This is a genomic window from Streptomyces sp. C1-1 (assembly GCF_050214755.1).
Taxonomy (GTDB): domain Bacteria; phylum Actinomycetota; class Actinomycetes; order Streptomycetales; family Streptomycetaceae; genus Streptomyces.
Genome location: NZ_CP189826.1, coordinates 4,477,319 through 4,498,408, shown reverse-complemented (window position 1 = coordinate 4,498,408; position 21,090 = coordinate 4,477,319). Strand labels below are relative to the sequence as shown.

The 21,090-nt window shown below is 70.6% G+C and carries 16 protein-coding genes and 1 riboswitch; of the genes, 12 read left to right on the top strand and 4 right to left on the bottom strand.

All coding sequences use genetic code 11. The features are described from left to right. Positions 1–6 precede the first annotated feature (6 nt). From nuoL to nuoN, 3 genes are read left to right on the top strand one after another with little or no spacing between them, the layout of a single operon-like run. Positions 7–1,953, top strand: coding sequence for an NADH-quinone oxidoreductase subunit L (gene nuoL / locus ACQF4J_RS20455; protein WP_351575680.1), 1,947 nt, complete (start codon positions 7–9; stop codon positions 1,951–1,953). Positions 1,954–1,958: 5 nt separating this feature from the next. After that, a complete protein-coding gene (locus tag ACQF4J_RS20450) occupies positions 1,959–3,533 on the top strand; it encodes an NADH-quinone oxidoreductase subunit M (RefSeq protein ID WP_351575683.1) in 1,575 nt (524 codons plus the stop codon). Next, the gene (nuoN, locus tag ACQF4J_RS20445; protein ID WP_351575686.1) at positions 3,530–5,188 is read left to right on the top strand and encodes an NADH-quinone oxidoreductase subunit NuoN; all 1,659 of its coding nucleotides are present in this window, start codon (positions 3,530–3,532) and stop codon (positions 5,186–5,188) included. The genes ACQF4J_RS20450 and nuoN overlap by 4 nt, the downstream gene beginning before the upstream one ends. Positions 5,189–5,254: 66 nt before the next feature. Here nuoN and ACQF4J_RS20440 read toward each other — a convergent pair whose 3' ends face one another. Continuing rightward, the gene (locus tag ACQF4J_RS20440) at positions 5,255–5,773 is read right to left on the bottom strand and encodes a hypothetical protein (RefSeq protein ID WP_351802410.1); all 519 of its coding nucleotides are present in this window, start codon (positions 5,771–5,773) and stop codon (positions 5,255–5,257) included. Positions 5,774–6,001: 228 nt separating this feature from the next. Here ACQF4J_RS20440 and recQ point away from each other — a divergent pair, with 228 nt between their 5' ends. Beyond that, positions 6,002–7,981, top strand: a complete 1,980-nt coding sequence (recQ, locus tag ACQF4J_RS20435) for a DNA helicase RecQ (protein WP_427166421.1) — start codon at positions 6,002–6,004, stop codon at positions 7,979–7,981. Between the two features lie 81 nt (positions 7,982–8,062). Here the strand turns inward: recQ and ACQF4J_RS20430 are convergent, their stop codons facing one another. Both ACQF4J_RS20430 and fahA read right to left on the bottom strand, forming a co-directional pair. Next, a complete protein-coding gene (locus tag ACQF4J_RS20430; protein WP_351575695.1) occupies positions 8,063–9,004 on the bottom strand; it encodes a M56 family metallopeptidase in 942 nt (313 codons plus the stop codon). Positions 9,005–9,218: 214 nt separating this feature from the next. Beyond that, the gene (gene fahA, locus ACQF4J_RS20425; RefSeq protein WP_427166419.1) at positions 9,219–10,439 is read right to left on the bottom strand and encodes a fumarylacetoacetase; all 1,221 of its coding nucleotides are present in this window, start codon (positions 10,437–10,439) and stop codon (positions 9,219–9,221) included. A gap of 218 nt (positions 10,440–10,657) precedes the next feature. Here fahA and ACQF4J_RS20420 point away from each other — a divergent pair, with 218 nt between their 5' ends. The 3 genes from ACQF4J_RS20420 (at position 10,658) to ACQF4J_RS20410 (ending at position 14,184) form a co-directional block, all read left to right on the top strand. Then, entirely contained in the window at positions 10,658–11,926 is a 1,269-nt protein-coding gene (locus ACQF4J_RS20420) for an ATP-grasp domain-containing protein (protein WP_427166417.1), read from the top strand. 66 nt (positions 11,927–11,992) lie between these two features. After that, entirely contained in the window at positions 11,993–13,195 is a 1,203-nt protein-coding gene (locus ACQF4J_RS20415; protein WP_351575703.1) for an FAD-dependent oxidoreductase, read from the top strand. Positions 13,196–13,371: 176 nt separating this feature from the next. Continuing rightward, the gene (locus ACQF4J_RS20410; RefSeq protein ID WP_351575705.1) at positions 13,372–14,184 is read left to right on the top strand and encodes an HAD family hydrolase; all 813 of its coding nucleotides are present in this window, start codon (positions 13,372–13,374) and stop codon (positions 14,182–14,184) included. Positions 14,185–14,211: 27 nt separating this feature from the next. On the opposite strand, the gene ACQF4J_RS20405 is transcribed toward ACQF4J_RS20410, so the two are convergent. Further along, on the bottom strand, positions 14,212–14,694 hold the full coding sequence (locus tag ACQF4J_RS20405; protein ID WP_351575708.1) for a transglycosylase SLT domain-containing protein: 483 nt from the start codon (positions 14,692–14,694) through the stop codon (positions 14,212–14,214). Positions 14,695–14,697: 3 nt separating this feature from the next. Then, positions 14,698–14,878: riboswitch (cyclic di-AMP (ydaO/yuaA leader) on the bottom strand. A gap of 660 nt (positions 14,879–15,538) precedes the next feature. Here ACQF4J_RS20405 and ACQF4J_RS20400 point away from each other — a divergent pair. The 5 genes from ACQF4J_RS20400 (at position 15,539) to ACQF4J_RS20380 (ending at position 21,086) form a co-directional block, all read left to right on the top strand. Further along, positions 15,539–16,549, top strand: a complete 1,011-nt coding sequence (locus ACQF4J_RS20400) for a polyprenyl synthetase family protein (RefSeq protein WP_351575710.1) — start codon at positions 15,539–15,541, stop codon at positions 16,547–16,549. A gap of 177 nt (positions 16,550–16,726) precedes the next feature. Continuing rightward, a complete protein-coding gene (locus tag ACQF4J_RS20395) occupies positions 16,727–17,680 on the top strand; it encodes a CHRD domain-containing protein (RefSeq protein ID WP_427166416.1) in 954 nt (317 codons plus the stop codon). A 283-nt stretch (positions 17,681–17,963) separates the two neighbouring features. Then, on the top strand, positions 17,964–19,178 hold the full coding sequence (locus tag ACQF4J_RS20390) for a LolA family protein (RefSeq protein WP_427166415.1): 1,215 nt from the start codon (positions 17,964–17,966) through the stop codon (positions 19,176–19,178). A 41-nt stretch (positions 19,179–19,219) separates the two neighbouring features. Beyond that, positions 19,220–20,194 (top strand): ABC transporter ATP-binding protein, encoded by a 975-nt coding sequence (locus ACQF4J_RS20385; protein ID WP_351575723.1) that lies wholly within the window; start codon positions 19,220–19,222, stop codon positions 20,192–20,194. Then, positions 20,181–21,086, top strand: a complete 906-nt coding sequence (locus ACQF4J_RS20380) for an ABC transporter permease (RefSeq protein ID WP_351575726.1) — start codon at positions 20,181–20,183, stop codon at positions 21,084–21,086. Before ACQF4J_RS20385 ends, ACQF4J_RS20380 begins: the two co-directional genes overlap by 14 nt. Positions 21,087–21,090: the final 4 nt, after the last annotated feature.

The following is a 21,090-nucleotide window of genomic DNA, read 5'->3' as shown; positions in this document are numbered from 1 at the left end:
GAAATCGTGGAGAACCTGATTGCGCTGCTGGTGGCGGCGCCACTGCTCGGAGCGGCCGTACTGCTGTGCGGCGGCCGGCGGCTCGATGCCGTCGGCCACTGGATCGGCGTCCTGATGTCGACCGCCTCCTTCGTGTTCGGTGTGATCCTCTTCGCCGACCTGCTCGGGAAGAACGCCGAACACCGCACCCTGATCCAGCACCTGTGGACGTGGATCCCGGTCGAGAGCTTCCAGGCGGACGTCACCTTCCGCCTCGACCAGCTGTCGATGACGTTCGTCCTGCTGATCACCGGCGTCGGCTCGCTGATCCACCTGTACTCCGTCGGGTACATGGAGCACGACGAGCGCCGCCGCCGCTTCTTCGGCTATCTGAACCTGTTCCTCGCGGCGATGCTGCTGCTGGTCCTCGCCGACAACTACCTTCTGCTGTACGTCGGCTGGGAAGGCGTCGGTCTGGCGTCGTACCTGCTCATCGGCTTCTGGCAGCACAAGCCCAGCGCGGCGACGGCGGCGAAGAAGGCCTTCCTGGTCAACCGCGTCGGCGACATGGGCCTGTCCATCGCGATCATGCTGATGTTCACGACGTTCGGCACCTTCGCCTTCGGGCCGGTCCTCGGCCACGCCACCGACGCCTCCGAGGGCAAGCTCACCGCCATCGCCCTGATGCTCCTGCTCGCCGCCTGCGGCAAGTCCGCCCAGGTGCCGCTGCAGTCCTGGCTCGGGGACGCGATGGAGGGCCCGACCCCGGTCTCGGCCCTCATCCACGCCGCGACCATGGTGACCGCGGGCGTCTACCTGATCGTCCGCTCCGCGGCGATCTTCAACGGCGCGCCCGACGCGCAGACCGCGGTCACCGTGGTCGGCGCGGTCACGCTCCTGTTCGGTGCGATCGTCGGTTGCGCCAAGGACGACATCAAGAAGGCGCTGGCCGGCTCGACCATGTCGCAGATCGGCTACATGGTGCTGGCGGCGGGCCTCGGCCCCATCGGCTACGTTTTCGCGATCATGCACCTGGTGACGCACGGATTCTTCAAGGCCGGGCTGTTCCTCGGCGCCGGTTCGGTCATGCACGGCATGAACGACGAGGTCGACATGCGCAAGTACGGCGGCCTCAGGAAGTACATGCCGGTCACCTTCATCACCTTCGGCCTCGGCTACCTCGCGATCATCGGCTTCCCGGGCCTGTCCGGCTTCTTCTCCAAGGACAAGATCATCGAGGCGGCCTTCGCGAAGGGCGGCACCGAGGGCTGGATCCTGGGCGCGTGCGCCCTGGTGGGCGCTGCCATCACCGCGTTCTACATGACGCGCGTGATGCTGATGACGTTCTTCGGCGAGGAGCGCTGGAGGAACCAGCCCACCCGCTCTCCGGAGGCGCCGAGCGCGGAGCCCGCCGCCGAGCACCACGGTGAACACGCGGAGCCGCACCCGCACGAGTCCCCGAAGGTCATGACGATCCCCATGATCGTGCTGGCTTTCGGCTCGGTCTTCGCCGGCGGGTTCTTCAGCATCGGCGACCGCTTCCTGCACTGGCTGGAGCCGATCACGGGTCACAGCGAGGGCGACTCCCCGCTCAGCGCGGCGACCGTCACCGGCGCGACGATGGTCTGCCTGATCATCGGAGTCGGCGTCGCGTACGCCATGTACGGCCGCCGCCCGGTGCCGTCCGTCGCCCCGCGCGGTTCGCTGCTCACCCGGGCCGCCCGGCGCGACCTGCTGCAGGACGACTTCAACCACGTCGTCCTGGTCCGCGGCGGCGAACACCTCACGCGTTCCCTGGTGTACGTCGACCACACCCTGGTCGACGGTGTCGTCAACGGCACGGCCGCCTCGGTCGGGGGCCTGTCCGGACGCATGCGCAAGCTGCAGAACGGCTTCGCGCGCTCCTACGCGGTCTCGATGTTCGGCGGTGCGGCGGTCCTCGTCGCCGCGACCCTGCTGATGAGGGCGGTCTGATACCGATGTCCTTTCCTCTGCTGACAGCGACGGCGGTGCTCCCCGCGATCGGGGCGGTCGCCACGGCCGCCGTGCCGGCCGCGCGGCGTACCGCCGCGAAATGGCTGGCACTGCTCGTCTCGCTCGCCACGCTCGCCCTCGCGATCACCGTCCTGGTCCGCTTCGACCCGAACGGCGGCCGCTACCAACTGACCGAGTCGCACGCCTGGATCGCGGACTTCGGAGTCCGCTACGAACTGGGCGTGGACGGCATCGCGGTGGCGCTGGTCGCGCTGACCGCCCTGCTGATCCCGTTCATCATCCTCGCGGGCTGGCACGACGCCGACCCGCTGGAGACCGGAAGCCGCCGCTGGCGGCCGACGCAGGGCTTCTTCGCCCTGATCCTGGCCGTCGAGGCGATGGTGATCATCTCCTTCGAGGCGACCGACGTCTTCCTCTTCTACATCTTCTTCGAAGCCATGCTCATCCCGATGTACTTCCTCATCGGCGGCTTCGGGGACCGTGCCCACGAGCACGGCGAGGAGGCGGCGTCCACGCAGCGGTCGTACGCGGCCGTGAAGTTCCTCCTCTACAACCTGGTCGGCGGGCTGATCATGCTGGCCGCGGTGATCGGCCTGTACGTCGTCGCCGGGAACTTCAGCCTCCAGGAGATCGCCCAGGCCCGCGCCAACGGCTCGCTGCACATGGCGACGAGCACCGAGCGCTGGCTGTTCCTCGGCTTCTTCTTCGCCTTCGCGGTGAAGGCGCCGCTGTGGCCGCTGCACACCTGGCTGCCCAACGCCATGCAGGAGTCCACCGCCCCGGTCGCCGTGCTCATCACGGCCGTCGTCGACAAGGTCGGCACCTTCGCGATGCTCCGCTTCTGCCTCCAGCTGTTCCCGGAGGCCAGCAAGTGGGCGACGCCGGCGATCCTCGTCCTGGCGCTCATCAGCATCGTCTACGGCGCGCTGCTCGCGGTCGGCCAGCGGGACATCAAGCGCCTGGTGGCGTACGCGTCGATCTCGCACTTCGGCTTCATCATCATGGGCATCTTCGCGATGACCAGCCAGGGCCAGTCCGGCGCGACGCTCTACATGGTCAACCACGGGATCTCCACGGCCGCGTGGATGCTGCTCGCCGGGTTCCTCATCTCGCGGCGCGGCTCGCGGCTCATCGCCGACTACGGCGGTGTGCAGAAGGTCGCCCCGGTCCTCGCCGGCACGTTCCTGATCGGCACGCTGGCCACGCTGTCCCTGCCGGGACTTGCGCCGTTCGTGAGCGAGTTCCTGGTCCTGGTCGGCACGTTCACGCGCTACCCGGCGATCGGCATCATCGGCACCTTCGGCATCGTCCTCGCCGCGCTCTACGCCCTCGTCCTGTACCAGCGGACGATGACGGGCCCGGTGAAGCCGGAGGTCTCCGCGATGCCCGACCTCAGGGTGCGCGAGCTCCTCGTGGTCGCCCCGCTGATCGTTCTGCTGATCTTCCTGGGCGTCTACCCGAAGCCGGTGACGGACATCGTCAACCCGGCCGTGAAGTCGACCCTGTCCGACGTACACAAGACGGACCCCAAGCCTGAGGTGGAGGCGGTGGCCAAGTGAGCGCAGCAGCCGTCCACAGCCTGTGGACAACGGCGGCGACCGCAGCCGATCCGATCTCGAAGATCAACGCGCCGAAGATCGAGTACGCGCAGTTGTCGCCCACGCTGATCGTGGTGGGCGCGGCGATCGTCGGGGTGCTGGTCGAGGCGTTCGTCCCGCGCAAGTCCCGTTACTACGCCCAGGTGTTCGTGTCCCTCGTCGCGCTGGTCGCCGCCTTCGCCGCGGTCGTCGCGCTCGCGTCGGACGGATACGGCACCACCAAGGCGCACATCGCGGCGATGGGCGCGATCGCGGTCGACGGGCCGTCCCTGTTCCTGCAGGGCACGATCCTGCTGGCCGGACTGGTCGGCCTGTTCACCTTCGCCGAGCGGCGCCTGGACCCGGCGGCGCACGGCAACCGGGTCGACTCCTTCGCCGCGCAGGCCGCGTCCGTGCCGGGCAGCGACAGCGAGAAGGCGGCCGTGAAGGCCGGGTTCACCACCACCGAGGTGTTCCCGCTGCTGCTCTTCGCGATCGCCGGAATGCTGGTCTTCCCGTCGGCCAACGACCTGCTGACCCTGTTCGTGGCCCTGGAGGTCTTCTCCCTCCCGCTCTACCTGCTGTGCGCGCTGGCCCGCCGCAAGCGGCTCATGTCGCAGGAGGCCGCGGTCAAGTACTTCCTGCTCGGCGCGTTCGCCTCCGCGTTCACCCTGTTCGGCATCGCCATGCTGTACGGGTACGCGGGCTCGGTGTCGTACGCGAGGATCGCGCAGGTCGTCGACGGCACCGTCACCAACGTCGACCCGGCGCTCGCGGGCACCATGGGCAACGACGCGCTGCTGCTGATCGGTGGCGCGATGATCCTCATGGGCCTGCTGTTCAAGGTCGGCGCCGTGCCGTTCCACATGTGGACGCCGGACGTCTACCAGGGCGCGCCGACCCCGGTGACCGGGTTCATGGCGGCGGCGACGAAGGTGGCGGCGTTCGGCGCGCTGCTGCGTCTGCTGTACGTCGTCCTGCCGGGCATGCGCTGGGACTGGCGGCCGGTCATGTGGGCCGTCGCGATCGTCACCATGCTGGGCGGCGCGATCGTCGCGATCACCCAGACCGACATCAAGCGGCTGCTGGCGTACTCGTCGATCGCGCACGCGGGATTCATTCTCGCGGGTGTCATCGCGACCTCGAAGGACGGCGTCTCGTCCGTCCTGTTCTACCTGGCCGCGTACTCCTTCGTGACCATCGGTGCCTTCGCCGTGGTCACCCTGGTGCGCGACGCGGGCGGCGAGGCCACGCACCTGTCCAAGTGGGCCGGACTCGGCCGCCGTTCACCGCTGGTGGCGGCCGTGTTCGCGGTGTTCCTGCTGGCCTTCGCCGGCATCCCGCTTACCTCCGGCTTCGCCGGTAAGTTCGCCGTGTTCAAGGCGGCGGCGGAGGGCGGGGCGGCCCCGCTGGTCGTGATCGGTGTGATCTCGTCCGCCATCGCGGCCTTCTTCTACATCCGCGTGATCGTGCTGATGTTCTTCAGCGAGCCCAGGCCGGAGGGCCCGACGGTCGCCGTGCCGTCGCCGCTGACGATGACCGCGATCGGGCTCGGTGTGGTGGTCACGCTGGTGCTCGGTGTGGCACCGCAGTACTTCCTGGACCTGGCGAGCCAGGCGAGCGTCTTCGTGCGCTGATCCGGAACGCGTGCGCGTCGGGCCCCGGTTCTCCGCGTGGGAGCCGGGGCCTTCGCGCGTGCCGGATCAGGTGGTCGGGCACGTGACGTCGGGGTTGTACGCCGCGAGGAGTCCGTTGTCGTTGGGCTGGTAGAGCCACGCGTGGAGAATGAAGTAGCCGGGCGGGTTGTCGTCGAAGGTCTTGCCGAACAGCGTCGGCGCGGCCTGCCCCGTGTTCTTGACGATCCACTCCACCGCGACCAGCTTGCGGTGGTCGCTGCTCCCGTCCGTGTCCACGTAGTCGTCGCCGTCCATGTCCGCGTACACGAGGGCCGCCGGTCTGGCCGGATCGAGTGAGCCGATGTTCGCCTTGTTGACGTAGTGGTAGCCCACGCCTCCCGCGTCGGTGGCGTAGCACCCCCCTCTGGGGACGAAGCCACCGTCCTCGGCGAGGCCCTCGTAGGCGTACCGGGCCGTCGCGTTGTACGTGTCGACGAGATCGGTCCATACGGAGGGGTCGGTGTCGGCCTGCGCGGGCACGGCCGACAGTGAGCAGACAGCTGCCACCGCCACGGTGACGGCGGCCTTGAGAAGCCGAGGGGCCATCGCGGTGCTCCTTGCAATCGGGGATGCGATCGGGGATGCGCGGGACACCCGCGTCCCGCCCGAGCAGCATGTCCCGGCCGGTACGGCCGCGCCACGCGACGCGGGCCATTGGGCGGAGCGCCGATCGCCCGGCGCCGGCCTGTGGACAACTCCGGCTCTGTCAGTCCGGGCCCCTATCGTGGAGGCAGTGGTCGAGGGACGACACTCGGGGGACGAGCGATGCACGGGATGGGCGGGACGGTTGTGACGACCGAGGCACACACGCCTGTGGCACACGGCGACAGCGAGGCACTGGCCACGCTCCACCGCGTCTTCGGGTACGACAGCTTCCGCGGCGAGCAGGAAGCGGTCATCGAGCACGTGGTGGCGGGCGGCGACGCCGTGGTCCTCATGCCGACCGGCGGCGGCAAGTCGCTGTGCTACCAGATTCCGTCCCTGGTCAGACCCGGCACGGGAATCGTGGTCTCCCCGCTCATCGCGCTGATGCAGGACCAGGTCGACGCGCTCCGGGCGCTCGGTGTGCGCGCCGGTTTCATGAACTCCACGCAGGACTTCGACGAGCGGCGGGTGGTCGAGGCCGAGTTCCTGGCCGGCGAGCTGGATCTGCTCTATCTGGCCCCGGAGCGACTGCGGCTGGACTCCACCCTGGACCTGCTCTCCCGCGGCAAGATCGCCCTCTTCGCGATCGACGAGGCACACTGCGTCTCCCAGTGGGGCCACGACTTCCGCCCCGACTATCTCGCTCTGTCCCTGCTCGGCGAGCGCTGGCCGGACGTACCGCGCGTCGCGCTCACCGCGACGGCCACCCGCGCCACCCACGAGGAGCTCACCCAGCGGCTGCACATGCCGGCCGCCCGGCACTTCGTGGCCAGCTTCGACCGTCCCAACATCCAGTACCGGATCGTGCCGAAGGCGGACCCGAAGAAGCAGCTGCTGGCGTTCCTGCGCGAGGAGCACGCGGGCGACGCGGGCATCGTGTACTGCCTCTCCCGCAGATCGGTGGAGGCCACGGCGGAGTTCCTGACCCGCAACGGCGTCGAGGCGGTGCCGTACCACGCGGGCCTGGACGCGGGCACCCGCGCGGCGCACCAGTCCCGGTTCCTGCGCGAGGAAGGCCTGGTCGTGGTCGCGACCATCGCCTTCGGAATGGGCATCGACAAGCCGGACGTCCGCTTCGTCGCCCACCTCGACCTGCCCAAGTCGGTCGAGGGCTACTACCAGGAGACGGGCCGCGCCGGACGCGACGGCCTGCCCTCCACGGCCTGGATGGCCTACGGACTCAACGACGTCATACAGCAGCGCAAGCTGATCCAGTCGTCGGAGGGCGACGAGGCGTTCCGCCGCCGGGCCGCCGCCCACCTGGACTCGATGCTGGCGCTGTGCGAGAGCGCCCGGTGCCGGCGCGGCCAGCTCCTCGCCTACTTCGGGCAGGACCCGGACGCGGCGGGCTGCGGCAACTGCGACACCTGCCTCACCCCGCCCGAGACCTGGGACGGCACGGTCGCCGCGCAGAAGGTGCTGTCCACGGTGGTGCGGCTGCAGCGGGAGCGGGGGCAGAAGTTCGGCGCGGTGCAGATCGTCGACATCCTGCTGGGCAAGCGCACGGCCAAGGTCATCCAGTTCGACCACGACCAGCTCTCCGTGTTCGGTATCGGCGAGGACCTCGCCGAGGGTGAATGGCGCGGTGTCGTACGGCAGTTGCTCGCGCAGGGGCTGCTCGCGGTCGAGGGCGACTACGGCACGCTGGTGCTCACCGAGGCGAGCGGGTCGGTGCTGCGGCGCGAGCGGGAGGTACCGCTGCGCAAGGAGCCGAAGAAGCCGGCGACCTCGCGGTCGGCGTCCTCCGCCAAGGGCTCCAAGGCCAAGGCCGCCGCGGCCGAGCTTCCCGAGGCGCTCCAGCCGGCCTTCGAGGCGCTGCGCGCCTGGCGGGCCGAGCAGGCCAGGGAGCAGGGCGTCCCGGCCTACGTCATCTTCCACGACGCCACGCTCCGGGAGATCGCCATGGCCTGGCCGACCTCCGTGCAGCAGCTGGGCGGCATCAGCGGCGTCGGCGAGAAGAAGCTGGTGACGTACGGCGACGGGGTGCTGGCGGTGCTGGCCGCGCTGGGCGGGGCGGCCGACGAGACGCCCGCGGCGCACACCGGCCCGGGCACCGAGGACGACTGGCCCGAGATGGAGGAGGAGCCGGAGCCGGACGACTGGATGTAGAGAGGGAGCGCCCGGGGGAGGACTCTCGGCGCGGGCCGGCGGACCTCCGGCCCGCCCCGGGCGGCGGCACCCCGACGTGGGTCAGGCCAGCGCCGTCAGCCCGGGACCGAACACGATCAGCAGCGGCAGCAACGGCACGAGCGCGGCGACGGTCGCCGTGAGCGCCCGGTGCCGGCGGCCCAGCCTGCGCGGCGGCTGCAGCAGCCGGTCCACCCGCTCGCCGAGCAGCCGGTGGCTGGAGGAGCAGGACAGCACACCCCGGTGCTGGTTCAGTTCGATCAGCGCCAGCGCGGTCGTCAGGTGCCCGCACCGCCGTGACGCCGTGTCGTCGGCGGCCAGCTCGACCAGCCGGTGCGTCTGGTCGCAGAAGTGGGCGAACAACGGCACCCGGGGAAAACCCGTGGCCAGCGCCGTCGACAGATGCAGCAGCCAGTCGTGGTGGGCCCGCGCATGGTCCTGCTCGTGCGTCAGCACGGCGTCCAGCTGGTGGTCGGTGAGCCGGTGCAGGGCGCCCGTCGTGACGACCAGCTGCGCCGGATGGCCCGGCATCCACCAGGCGTCCGGATACTCGTCCTCCAGCACCAGCAGCGGACCACGCGCCACCGCCTCCAGACCGGCGGGCAGCTCCGGCGCCCGCTCGCGCAGATGCGCCCGGGTCACCCCGCGCCGCCGCCGCACCTCGACGAGCTCGCGGGCGAGCATCGCCGTGCTCCAGGCGGCCCCGCAGGCCAGCAGCAGCGTGAGGGCGGCGGCCCAGAAGGGCGCGGCGGACAGGTCGTACGCCGCGGCAACCGCCGGCGGCGCGGGCGCGAACAGCTGGGCGCGCACCGTGCCGAACACGGCGGCCGCGCCCAGTGTCAGCGCCGTCAGGCAGCACAGCAGGACCGTGGCGACCAGGCACTGCCACACCCACAGGGCGACGACGGGCTCCCGCTCGGGCCAGGCCGCCCGCACCAGGGCGCGCGGTACCGGCACGGCGGCCGTCAGGGCGACGACGGTCAGCAGGAGCAGGCAGTAGGTCATGCCACGGGCTCCGGTTCCTGTTCGGAGGAAAGGGGCGAGGGCGGGGCGGCCGGCGCAGGGCCCGCCTGTCCGATGGGCCCGGCGCACGAGGCGCCCGCCGCCAGTATGACGGCGAAGGAGGCGGGAGTCAGGAGACGCGGAAGACCCACTACGTCACGTGCATCCCCGGTCACGCGGCACCGATCTCCGACCGGCTCCCCGCCCCAACTCCCGCTCAGCCCGCGACGATCCGCCCCGAAACCTCTCCGAGGCCCACCCGGACCCCGCCCAGCCCCGGCGCCCACGCCGACAGCGTCACGACGTCCCCGTCCTCCAGGAACGTCCGCTTGCCCTCCGGAAGTTCCAGCGGGTCACGCCCGTTCCAGGTCAGCTCCAGCAGCGACCCGCGCTGCCCGGGCTCCGGGCCGCTGACCGTGCCGGAGCCGTACAGGTCGCCGGTGCGCAGCGAGGCGCCGTTGACCGTCATCTGGGCCAGCTGCTGGGCGGCCGTCCAGTACATGGTGGAGAAGGGCGGCTCGGAGACGACGTGACCGTTGACGGCGACGGAGATCCGCAGGTCGTAGCCGCCGGGCTCCACCGCCGCATCGGAGGAGCCGGTGTCGTCGAGATACGGCAGCAACGCGTGCGTGCGCTCCGGCGGCGCCACGCGGGCGTGGTCGAGCGCGTCCAGGGGCGTGATCCACGCCGACACCGACGTGGCGAACGACTTGCCGAGGAACGGTCCGAGGGGGACGTACTCCCAGGCCTGGATGTCCCGCGCCGACCAGTCGTTGAGCAGGCACAGCCCGAAGACGTGCTCGGGGAACTCGGCGAGCCCCACGGACGTTCCCATGGCGGAGGGCACACCCACCACGAACCCCACCTCCGCCTCGATGTCGAGGCGGACCGACGGCCCGAAGACCGGCTCCGGGTCCCCCGGAGCCTTGCGCTGGCCGCAGGGCCGTACGACATCGGTGCCCGAGACGACCACCGTCCCCGACCGACCGTGGTAGCCGATCGGCAGGTGCTTCCAGTTCGGCGTCAGTGAGTCCGGCGCGTCCGGGCGGAAGATCTGGCCGACGTTCCGCGCGTGGTGCTCGGAGGAGTAGAAGTCGACGTAGTCCGCGACCTCGAAGGGAAGGTGGAGCGTCACCGACGACAGCGGACGGAAGTGCTCGGCGATCGTCTCCCGGTGCACCGTCACCCACGCCGTCAGCGCGCGGCGGACGTCCGACCAGGTGGTGCGCCCGGCGGACAGGAGCGCGTTCAGGTTCGGTTGCGCGAGCAGGGGCGCGTACGGCGAGCCGAGCGCCCGGGCCGCCGCACCCGCGTCCAGGACATGGTCGCCCAGCCGGACGCCGACGGTCCGCTCGCCGGCGGCCGCGAGCGAGAACACGCCGTACGGGAGGTTGTGCGGGCCGAAGGGGTCGCCCTCGGGGACATCGAAGGGGGGCATGGGTGCTGCCTCACTCTCACCTGTGTCACGAGCCAAGAACCGCACACCGACGTGCGGTCGCGCCACACGTTACGGCCGAGTCGCCTGCCCTGGGCAGTGTCTAAAGAGTTTGCAATGTCCGAATTGGCCTTGTCGGAGCCCCCAATTCCGGCTTAGCGTCCTTTGGGGGACACGGACGGGGTGGGTCCGGTCCGTAGGGGGGACACGTGGGGGGACCCGTGGCCAGGAGCACGAGCAGTGCGCCTTTCGAGGCCGACCGCGCCGTGCCCGGCCTGATCGTCAAGTTCGGCGACTACCCGCTGCACCACGGCGGCGTGGGCGCGATCCGCAGCCTGGGGCGCCTCGGCGTGCCCATGTACGCGATCACCGAGGACCCCTACACGCCCGCCGCCTCCTCCCGCTATCTGAAGAAGTCCTTCGTCTGGCCGACCACCGGCACGGAGGACCCCGACCACCTGGTCGAAGGCCTGTTGCGGATCGGGCGCCGCATCGGCCGCCCCGCCGTCCTCGTCCCCACCGACGAGGAGGCCGCCGTCCTGATCGCGGAACACCAGGACGTGCTCGCGGGCCGCTTCCTCTTCCCGCGCGTGGATCCGGTCCTGCCACGCCGTCTCGCCAGCAAACAGGGCCTGCACGAACTGTGCGTGGAGCACGGCATTCCGAGCCCGACGGCCGCGTTCCCGCAGTCCTACGACGACATCGTCGCCTTCGCCGAGAAGGCCCGCTTCCCGGTGGTGGCCAAGAACCGCGAGGCGTTCCTGCGGCGCACCCGCCCGGCGGTCAACGGCACGACGCGGATCGCCACCCGTGAGGGCCTGCTGCGCCTGGCCCGCGACTGGGGCGAGCGCCCCGGCGTGATCCTGCAGGAGTACCTGCCCAGGGAGGACGCCGAGGACTGGATCGTGCACGCCTACTTCGACCGCAACTCCACACCGCTCGCCATGTTCACGGGCGTGAAGGTCCGTTCCTGGCCCCCGCACGCGGGCATGACGGCGAACGCGTACGTCGTCGACAACCCGGAACTCGCCGACATCGCCGCGCGTTTCATCAAACAGATCGGCTTCAGCGGCATCATCGACCTCGACCTGCGCTTCGACCGGCGCGACGGACAGTACAAGCTGCTCGACTTCAACCCCCGCATGGGCGCACAGTTCCGGCTCTTCGAGAACGAGTCGGCGGTGGACGTCGTACGCGCAATGCACCTCGATCTGACCGGGCGCCCCGTTCCGGAGGGGGAACAGCGGGCCGGCCACCGGTACATCGTGGAGAACATCGACCTGCCCGCCCTCCTCGCCTACCGCCGCAGCGGCTATACGACGCCGCACGCACCGGTGCGCGCGAGCGGGACGGAGCTGGCCTGGCTCGCGGGTGACGACCCGCTGCCGTTCGTCACGATGCTCGCGCGCTTCGTGCGGCCGGGCGCGAAGCACCTGTATCAGCTGTGGCGGACCAACCGCCGCGGCGGCAAAACCAGTTCGAGCAGCTAGCCAGCGACGCCGGCTGTCCGAACCGGACACGAAGTGACGAAAGTGAACGTCCTGGGGAGGGACTTCGTGACTCAACCGGTTGCAGTCATCGGCGCCGGGCCCTTCGGCCTGTCGACCGCCGCCCATCTGCGCGCCCGCGGCATCCCGGTGCGCGTGTTCGGCGAGCCCATGGTCAGCTGGCGCGACCACATGCCCGCCGGAATGCTCCTGAAGTCGACACCGGCCGCCTCCAGCCTCGACGCCCCGCAGCAGGGCCACACCCTGGCCGACTACTGCGACGCCGCCGGCATCAGGCGGCTGGTCACGGACGAGGACATCATCCCCGTCGAGACCTTCATCGCCTACGGCGAGTGGTTCCAGCAGAAGCTGGTGCCCGAGCTGGAGCGGGTGCGGGTGGTCTCGGTGGACCGGCGCGACGGAGGCGGCTTCGAACTGAAGCTGGACTCGGGCGAGTTGTTCACCGCCCGCGCGGTCGTCGTCGCGACCGGGCTGTCCGGCCTCGCGCACCTGCCCGCCGAACTCGCCACGGCCGCCGCGGACGGCCCCACCCCCGCCGGCCCGGTCTCCCACAGCTCACAGCACCATGACCTCACGCGCTACGCCGGAAAGGACCTGATCGTCGTCGGCGCCGGCCAGTCCGCGCTGGAGACGGCGGCGCTGGCGGCCGAGGCGGGCGCACACGTACGGGTGGTCTCCCGCGGGCGCGGCAAGGTCGACTTCGGCTCGCCGCCCTGGAAGCAGCCCAGGCTGCGCCCCGAATCGCCCTTCGGCCGTGCCTGGTCCCTGTGGGCGTTCAGCTACTACCCGCAGCCCTACCGCTATCTGCCCGCCCAGACCCGCCACTACCTGGTCCGCCGCGTCCTCGGCCCGCTCGGCGCCTGGTGGCTGCGTGACCGCTTCGAGGGCAAGGTGCAGGTCAGCGAGGTCGAGCGGATCGTGCGCGCGGAGGCCGACGGCGGCAGCCCGGCGCTGAAGGTCCGCACGCTCGACGGCCGGACGGACGAGCTGTCCGCCGACCACGTCATCGCGGCGACCGGCTACCGGGTGGACATCGCGGCGATGGACTTCCTCGGCCACGAGCTGCGCACCCGGCTCGCCGTCAGCCGCGGTACGCCCAGGCTGGGGGCCGGCTACGTGTCCTCGGTACCGGGCCTGTACTTCACCGGTCTGCCCGCGGCGGCCTCGTACGGGCCGGTGATGCGGTTCGTGTGCGGTACGGAGTTCGCCTCGCCGAGGCTCGCCAAGCACCTTGCGGCGGCGCACGGTTGAGACCGTGACGGACGCGGCCGACGGGGTCCGGCGAGTACCGGGCCCCGTGGTCCCCGGCCAGGGCTCGTGATCAAGGGCCGTAACCGGTAGGGGAGTTGACCGAGTGACGCCGGTGAACGGGGCGGTCGTCCGGTTCGCGATGAGTCGGTGGTGCGTCCTGTCCGTATTCTCTGATCATGGCCGCACCCACCGCATATGCACTCATCGCCACCGACCTGGACGGCACCCTTCTGCGAGGCGACGACACGCTGTCCGACCGGTCCCTCGCCGCCCTCGCGCGCGTGGCGGAGTCCGGCGCCCGGCACCTCGTGGTGACCGGCCGACCGGCGCCCAGAGTGCGGCCGCTCCTGGACGACCTGGGGAGCACGGGGCTCGCGGTGTGCGGGCAGGGCGCGCAGGTGTACGACGCCGGCGCGGACCGTCTGCTGTGGTCCGTCACGCTGGACCGGGAGCTGGCCGAGACGGCCCTCGGCAAGATCGAGGCCGAGGTGGGCCAGGTGTACGCGGCCGTCGACCAGGACGGCGTCGACGGGCTCACGCTCATCGAGCCCGGGTATCTGATGCCGCACCCGACCCTGCCCGCCGTACGCGTCGGCCGGCGCGACGACCTGTGGTGCGAGCCGATCAGCAAGGTGCTGCTGCGCCATCCCGACCTGTCCGACGACGAGTTGGCGGCGACGGCACGGTCGGTGGTCGGTTCCCTGGCCACCGTCACCATGTCGGGACCCGGGACCGTCGAACTCCAGCCATGCGGCATCACCAAGGCGACGGGCCTCGCGCTGGCCGCCGAGCACCTTGGCCTGGGCCCGCGGGAGACCCTAGCGTTCGGTGACATGCCCAACGACATTCCGATGTTCGACTGGGCCGCCCGGGGCATCGCCATGGCCAACGCCCATCCCGAACTCAAGGCGGTGGCCGACGAGGTCACCCTGTCGAACGAGGACGACGGCATCGCCGTCGTCCTCGAGCGGTTGTTCGCGGAGGTCTAGGACCCGGCGGCCCTCGCCCCGGTCGGCCTAGTAGGCGCCGAAGACGTTGTCGATGGAGCCGTAGCGGTGGTACGCGTAGTTGCAGGCGGCGGTGATGTTGGCGACCGGGTCGTAGGGGTCGTACGCCGTGCCCGCGACGTGGTACGCGGCGAACGTCGGGTCGATCACCTGCAGCAGACCCTTGGAGGGGGTGCCGGCCAGGGCGTTGGAGTCCCAGTTGTTGATGGCGTAGGGGTTGCCCGAGGACTCGCGCATGACGTTGCGGTAGATGCCGTTGTACGTGCCGGGGATGCCGTGCTGGGCCATGACCTGCAGGGACGCCCGGATCCAGCCGTCGAGGTTGTTGCTGTAGCCGAGCGAGGACGCGGTGACGACGCTGTCGGTCGCCGCGGACGCGCTGGTCGCGCCGATGACCGGGAGGGCGAGAAGGGCGGCGCCCGTGCCGACGGCGGCGAGCTTGCGGACGAGGCGGGATCGCTTGGTGAGGCGGTGGTGAGCGGTTGCGGGCATGGCGGGTTTCCTCTCCGTCGCCTGCGAGGTGAGCTGTCGGGTTCGGGCGGGAGCTGCCCGGCCGCGCCGCCGTACGGCGACACGACTTCACCCCAAGCCGGTGCGGGCGTCCTAGGACGCCCGTCCGGCGGCTTACCTGGTTCCCCCGCTCCTGCCGTGCGTGTGAGTTGGTCGATGGTGGAGAACGGGCGGCGGCAGGATTAGGCGTCCGCCCGGCAAGGCGGGAACGTATGCGAGAGCACATGTCCGGAACAAGCGGCAGAGTCACACATCGGGCCGCTTGACCTCGGTGTGGGGCCTTTGGGGTGCTTGATCCTTTGCGGTCGCCAAGCCTCAACTGACGCTTCGCGGAAGGTGGATCGGCCGGAATCGTCCGGAATGTAGATCTTGGCGGCGAGTGAGCCAAGTCACGGGTGTCGACAAGCGCGTCAAATCGGGCAATGGGCCCAACTCATAGTCAACCGGCCGCCCGTGGTATTCGATTCTGACCGCCCGTCATCTCACGTTCCACTCGCGGTGCCCCCGAGTGGACGCCGGCCACGTCTTCCGCTTCGACGGCGACGCCGATCTCGCGGACGGACGAGACGTCCATTTCCGTGCGGGCCGAGTCCCTCCCGTGGGGGATCGGCCGGACGTGTACGGAGTGGATGGAGCAAGTCAGTGAATATGGGTTGTTATCTGATCATCGGAAACATATCGGGCGTGATCTCATGCCGCCCCTGCCGGACGGGCGGGCGGCATGGGTGATCGAAAGGCGACCGGATACGCTGACTTGAGTGATGGCAGCGACCTATCGACAAACCGCGTAACCAGCCAGTAGACACCAGCAGACAGGAGACCCCTCGTGACCGTCGTCGGGCCGTTCGGGCTGAGCGTGCGGGACCAGGCTCTGGAAGCCGATGTCCAGGCCGGATTGGTGGCCGTCGAGGAGGGCCTGCTCGAAGCCACCAAGAGTGAGGTCCCCTTCATCACGGAGGCCGCCCAGCACCTGGTGCGAGCGGGTGGAAAGCGCTTTCGCCCCCTGCTGGTGATGCTCTCCGCCCAGTTCGGCGACCCGTATGCGCCCGGCGTGGTGCCGTCGGCCGTGGTGGTGGAGCTGACCCACCTCGCGACGCTGTACCACGACGACGTCATGGACGAGGCGGCCGTGCGCCGCGGGGTCGACAGCGCGAACACCCGCTGGGGCAACTCGGTGGCGGTCCTGACCGGCGACTTCCTGTTCGCCCGCGCCTCCCACATCCTGGCCGACCTCGGCCCGGAGGCCGTGCGGGTACAGGCCGAGGCGTTCGAGCGGCTGGTCACCGGGCAGATCCTGGAGACGGCGGGGCCGCAGGACGGACGCGACCCGGTCGACCACTATCTGGACGTGCTCGGCGGCAAGACGGGGTCGCTGGTGGCCGTGTCGTGCCGGTTCGGCGCGATGATGTCCGGCGCCGACGAGACGGTCGTGGACGTGCTGACCCAGTACGGCGAGCGGCTGGGGGTCGCCTTCCAGCTGGCCGACGACGTCCTGGACATCGCCTCCGACTCGCACGAGTCGGGCAAGACCCCCGGCACGGACCTGCGGGAGGGCATCCCGACGCTGCCGGTGCTGCGGCTGCGGGAGCGGGCGCAGCGACTCGGGCTGGCCGAGGACATCGCGCTGTGCGAGCTGCTGGACTCCGACCTGAGCGACGACGCGCGGCACGCGGAGGCGCTGGCCGGGCTGCGGGCGCACCCCGCGCTGGAGCAGGCACGCCGGGACACCGTGCGGTACGCGGAGGACGCCAGGGCGGCGCTGGCTCCGCTGAAGGAGTGCGACGCCAAGGTGGCGCTCATGGAGATGTGCGACGCCGTCGTGCACCGCGCGGGTTGATTTCGTCCCGGAGTGAGCTGATTTCCTCCCGCTGTCCCTGGGGATCCCGTCATCAGGGCAATTCGGTGTGACGTACGTCATATGGGTGGGCTGAGTCCGGCCTGTGGCCCCGCCGTACGCATACGCAGAAGGCCGGCGCAGGCGGTGTCGGCCGGTCTGCGGGGAGAAAACAGAATCATGCGCGTTCACGCGACGTTGTCGAAGCGCGGCAAGAGCCTGATCACGACCGCTGTCACGGTGGCCGCCCTCGGTGGCGTCGCCGCCGCGGCGACCCCCGCCTCCGCCGCCGGAGGCGACGACGGCACCGGCGCGGGGGTGACCCTCCTCGCCACGAGTCTGCGCGGCGCCAACGAGGTGCCGGTGCCGGGCGGCCCGGCCGTGGGGGACAGGAACGGCGCCGCTCTCGAGTTCATCAAGATCGACGGCGACCGGGTGTCCGTCGCCGTCACCTGGCACGGCACCGGCAGGCCGACCGGGCTCCACATCCACCAGGGCGCCAAGGGCACCAACGGCGACGTGAAGATCGACTTCAGCGGGCTGCTGAAGAAGAGCCGGCGGCACAGCGTCACCGGCACCGTCAAGGTCGAGGACCCGGCGCTGCTCGACGCGCTGAAGAACGACCCCGGGTCGTTCTACGCCAATCTGCACACCGCCGAGTTCCCCGGAGGCGCCGTCCGCGGCCGCCTGCACAAAGTCACCGTCGCGGCCTTCGACTTCCGGAACGCCCTCGACAACTTCCGCGCCTCCGTGATCAAGGGCCGGCAGATCTACGAGTGCAAGGCCACCGACGCCGGCGGCTACGCCTACGGCCAACGCGACGTCGAGGCCCTGCTCCACGGCGGCATCCACCACACCTTCGTGGCACCCAACTCCGGTACGCCGCAGTGGGTCGCACCGGACGGCAGCGCGGTCACCGGCGCCGTCCTGTCCAGGACCCCGAACGGGGACGGCAACATCCCCGAACTCGACCTCAAGGCCACCTCGTCCGGCGGCGACCACGGCCTGCTCGCCGGGACCACGGAGATCCTGCGGCTCAACACGGTCGGCGGAGTCGCCCCGTCCGGTTCCTGCGAGCCCGGCACCGTCGTGGGCGTCCCGTACCGGGCGGACTACGTCTTCCTGCAGGACTGAGACGGAAGTTCCCGCAGCGCTGACGCCGAAGCCGAGGCGGGTCGCGTCCGGGCGGTGCCCTCCCGCGCCGCGACCCCTACGGGTCGGGGGAGGCGCCGCCCGCTCGTGTCATACCCCAGGAGTACACACAGTTGCCTCCGCGGTCTGACGCTTCCTCCCGGCCGATTTGGTCAACTGGAGACCACGGAAAACACCACTCCTCACCGATTCGGGTGAGAATGGCGGCTACGGGGTGGATGCACGGGAGTTGGAAGCCGCCGCCGACGACGGAGGTAGCGCACAGATGGCACCGTACGAATCCGACGACAGCACGAGCGCCGACGAGGCCGACGACCTGCGCGCCGGGCGGCGCAAGGCCGCTCGCTACGTCGTCCCGGTCGCGGTGGTGGGGGTGGCCGCGGCGACCATCGGCCTCGTCCCCGCCCTCGCCGACTCGGGCGACCCGAACCTGCCGAAGATCAGCGCTCAGCAACTCATCGAGAAGATCGCCAAGTCGGACGTGCAGCAGATGTCCGGCACGGTGAAGATCAGCGCCGACCTCGGCCTGCCCGACCTCGGCGGGCTGGAGTCCAGCCTGACCTCCGGTGCGGCCCGCGGCTCGGGTGACGGTTCGTCCGCCGACCCCTCCGCCAAGCTCACCGAACTCGTCACCGGCACGCACACCGTGCGCGTCGCGGCCGACGGCCCGGACAGGCAGAAGCTGTCCCTGCTGGAGAACGCGGCCGAGTACAGCCTCATCCACAACGGCAAGGACGTCTGGGGCTACGACAGCCGGTCGAACTCGGTCTACCACTCCACCGCCCACGACAGCGCCGACGCGCGGAAGAAGCAGGAGCAGGCGCCCGCGACCCCGGACCAGCTCGCCAAGGACGCCCTCAAGTCGGTCGACGACACCACCTCCGTCACCGTCCAGGGCACCGCGCAGGTCGCGGGCCGGGACGCGTACCGGCTGGTCATCAAGCCCAAGGACGCCGGTTCGACGGTCGGTCAGATCACCGTCGCCGTCGACTCCAAGACGGGTCTGCCGCTGAAGTTCACGCTGACCCCGGCGAGCGGCGGCGCGGCCGTGATCGACGCCGGCTTCACCCAGATCAGCTTCGCCAGGCCCGCCGCCTCGACCTTCGACTTCAAGACGCCCAAGGGCGCGAAGGTCACCGAGGACAAGAGCCACGAGAACGGCTCCCCGAAGGGCGACGGCAGGCACGGCATGTCCGGCAAGGACCTCGGCAAGGGCCCCGACGGACTGAACGTCATCGGCAAGGGCTGGGACTCCATCGCCACCTTCGACACCGGCGGCAAGGGCGTCCCGTCCGGCTCCGAGGCCGGCGGTCAGTTCGGCGGATTCCTCGACTCGCTCGGCGACAAGGTCACCGGCAAGTTCGGCTCGGGCACGGTCTTCAAGACCCGCCTGATCAACGCCCTGATCACCGACGACGGCAAGGTCTACGTCGGCGCGGTCGGCAAGGACGCGCTGGTGAAGGCGGCCAACGCGGGCTGATCGAAGAAAGACCGGTCCACGAGCACGAGACGAGGGAGCCGATGGACGAACCGTCCGCCCCGGAGCCGAAGCAGGGCGCGCCGGGTGACAGCGTCATCGCCACCCATGCGCTCACCAAGCGCTACCGCGGCGGACAGCTCGCCGTGGACGGCCTCGACCTGACCGTCCCGGCGGGCAGCGTCTTCGGCTTCCTCGGTCCGAACGGCTCGGGCAAGACCACCACCATCCGCATGCTGATGGGCCTGATCGAGCCGACGTCGGGCTCGGCACGCGTCCTCGGGCGCCCCATGCCCAGAGCCTCACGTGCCGTGCTCCCGCACGTCGGCGCCCTCATCGAGGGCCCCGCCCTGTACGGCTTCCTCTCCGGCCGCGACAACCTCCTGCGCTACGACGCCGCCGACCCGACCGCCGACCCGCGCACCCGGCGGACCCGCGTCGCGGCGGCGCTGGACCGGGTGGGGCTGACGGCGGCGGCCGGCAAGAAGGCCAAGGCGTACTCGCTGGGCATGAAGCAGCGGCTGGGCCTCGCCGCGGCACTGCTGCAACCGCGCAGGCTGCTCGTGCTGGACGAGCCCACCAACGGCCTCGACCCACAGGGAATGCGGGAAATCCGCTCCCTGATCCGTGAGTTGGCGTCGGACGGCACCACCGTCTTCCTCTCCTCCCACCTGCTGGACGAGATCGAGCAGGTGTGCACCCACGCGGCCGTGATGGCGCAGGGACGGCTGATCACCCAGGGGGCGGTGGCCGACCTGGCGGCGGGCGCGCGCGGCCGGCTGATCGTCACCACACCGGACACCGGGGAGGCGGCGCGGGTGCTGAAGGAGCAGGGCGCCGGTGATGTCGTGACGGCCGACGACCGGGTGACGGCCGAGCCGCCCGACAGGGACCTCGCCGAGGTGAACGCCGCGTTGGTGCAGGCGGGCGTAAGGGTCCGCGGCTTCGGAGTCGAACGGGCCTCCCTGGAGGACGCGTTCGTGGCGCTGACGGGGGAGGGTTTCGATGTCGCGGGCTGAAGTCGCCTCGCCGGGAGAGGCCGTGCCGCGAGCCGAAGCGGCCCGCGGGGTCAGCCCGTTGTGGACCTTCGGGCTCCTGCGCAGCGAACTGCTCACCACCTTCCGCCGCTGGCGCACCCTCGCTCTGCTCGCCGTACTCGCGGCCGTGCCGATCCTCGTCGGTATCGCGGTCAAGATCGAGACCAGTGGCGGCTCCTCGACCGGCCCCGGTGAGGGCGGCGGCCCGGCGTTCATCTCGCAGATCACCAACAACGGCCTGTTCCTGGTCTTCACCGCGCTGGCCGCGACGCTCCCGTTCTTCCTGCCGATGGCCATCGGCGTGGTCGCCGGGGACGCCATCGCCGGCGAGGCGAACTCCGGGACCCTGCGCTATCTGCTGGTGGCCCCGGCCGGCCGCACCCGCCTGCTGCTGACCAAGTACGCGACGGTGATGGTGTTCTGCCTCGTGGCCACCCTCGTGGTCGCCGTCTCGGCACTCACCGTCGGCGCCCTGCTCTTCCCCCTCGGTGACCTGACGACGATCTCCGGCACCCGGATCGGCTTCGCCGACGGCCTGGGCCGGGCCCTGATGATCGCCCTCGTCGTCGCCGCGTCCCTCATGGGCGTCGCAGCCCTGGGCCTGTTCGTCTCCACGCTCACGAACAGCGGCATCGCGGCGATGGCGACCACCGTCGGCCTGCTGATCACCGTCCAGATCCTCGACCAGATCCCCCAGCTCCACGCCATCCAGCCGTACTTCTTCTCCCACTACTGGCTGTCCTTCGCCGACCTGATGCGCGACCCGGTCTACTGGGACGACCTGACGAAGAACCTCGGACTCCAGGCCCTTTACGCGGCGGTGTTCGGGTCGGCGGCCTGGGCGCGGTTCACGGCGAAGGACATCACGGCATAGCCGC

Coding starts and splice junctions, on each gene's coding strand:
- ACQF4J_RS20450 (WP_351575683.1), top strand. CDS start 1,959: ATGTCCTTTCCTCTGCTGACAGCGACGGCGGTGCTCCCCGCGATCGGG.
- ACQF4J_RS20440 (WP_351802410.1), bottom strand. CDS start 5,773: ATGGCCCCTCGGCTTCTCAAGGCCGCCGTCACCGTGGCGGTGGCAGCT.
- recQ (WP_427166421.1), top strand. CDS start 6,002: ATGGGCGGGACGGTTGTGACGACCGAGGCACACACGCCTGTGGCACAC.
- ACQF4J_RS20430 (WP_351575695.1), bottom strand. CDS start 9,004: ATGACCTACTGCCTGCTCCTGCTGACCGTCGTCGCCCTGACGGCCGCC.
- fahA (WP_427166419.1), bottom strand. CDS start 10,439: ATGCCCCCCTTCGATGTCCCCGAGGGCGACCCCTTCGGCCCGCACAAC.
- ACQF4J_RS20410 (WP_351575705.1), top strand. CDS start 13,372: ATGGCCGCACCCACCGCATATGCACTCATCGCCACCGACCTGGACGGC.
- ACQF4J_RS20405 (WP_351575708.1), bottom strand. CDS start 14,694: ATGCCCGCAACCGCTCACCACCGCCTCACCAAGCGATCCCGCCTCGTC.
- ACQF4J_RS20395 (WP_427166416.1), top strand. CDS start 16,727: ATGCGCGTTCACGCGACGTTGTCGAAGCGCGGCAAGAGCCTGATCACG.
- ACQF4J_RS20390 (WP_427166415.1), top strand. CDS start 17,964: ATGGCACCGTACGAATCCGACGACAGCACGAGCGCCGACGAGGCCGAC.
- ACQF4J_RS20385 (WP_351575723.1), top strand. CDS start 19,220: ATGGACGAACCGTCCGCCCCGGAGCCGAAGCAGGGCGCGCCGGGTGAC.
- ACQF4J_RS20380 (WP_351575726.1), top strand. CDS start 20,181: ATGTCGCGGGCTGAAGTCGCCTCGCCGGGAGAGGCCGTGCCGCGAGCC.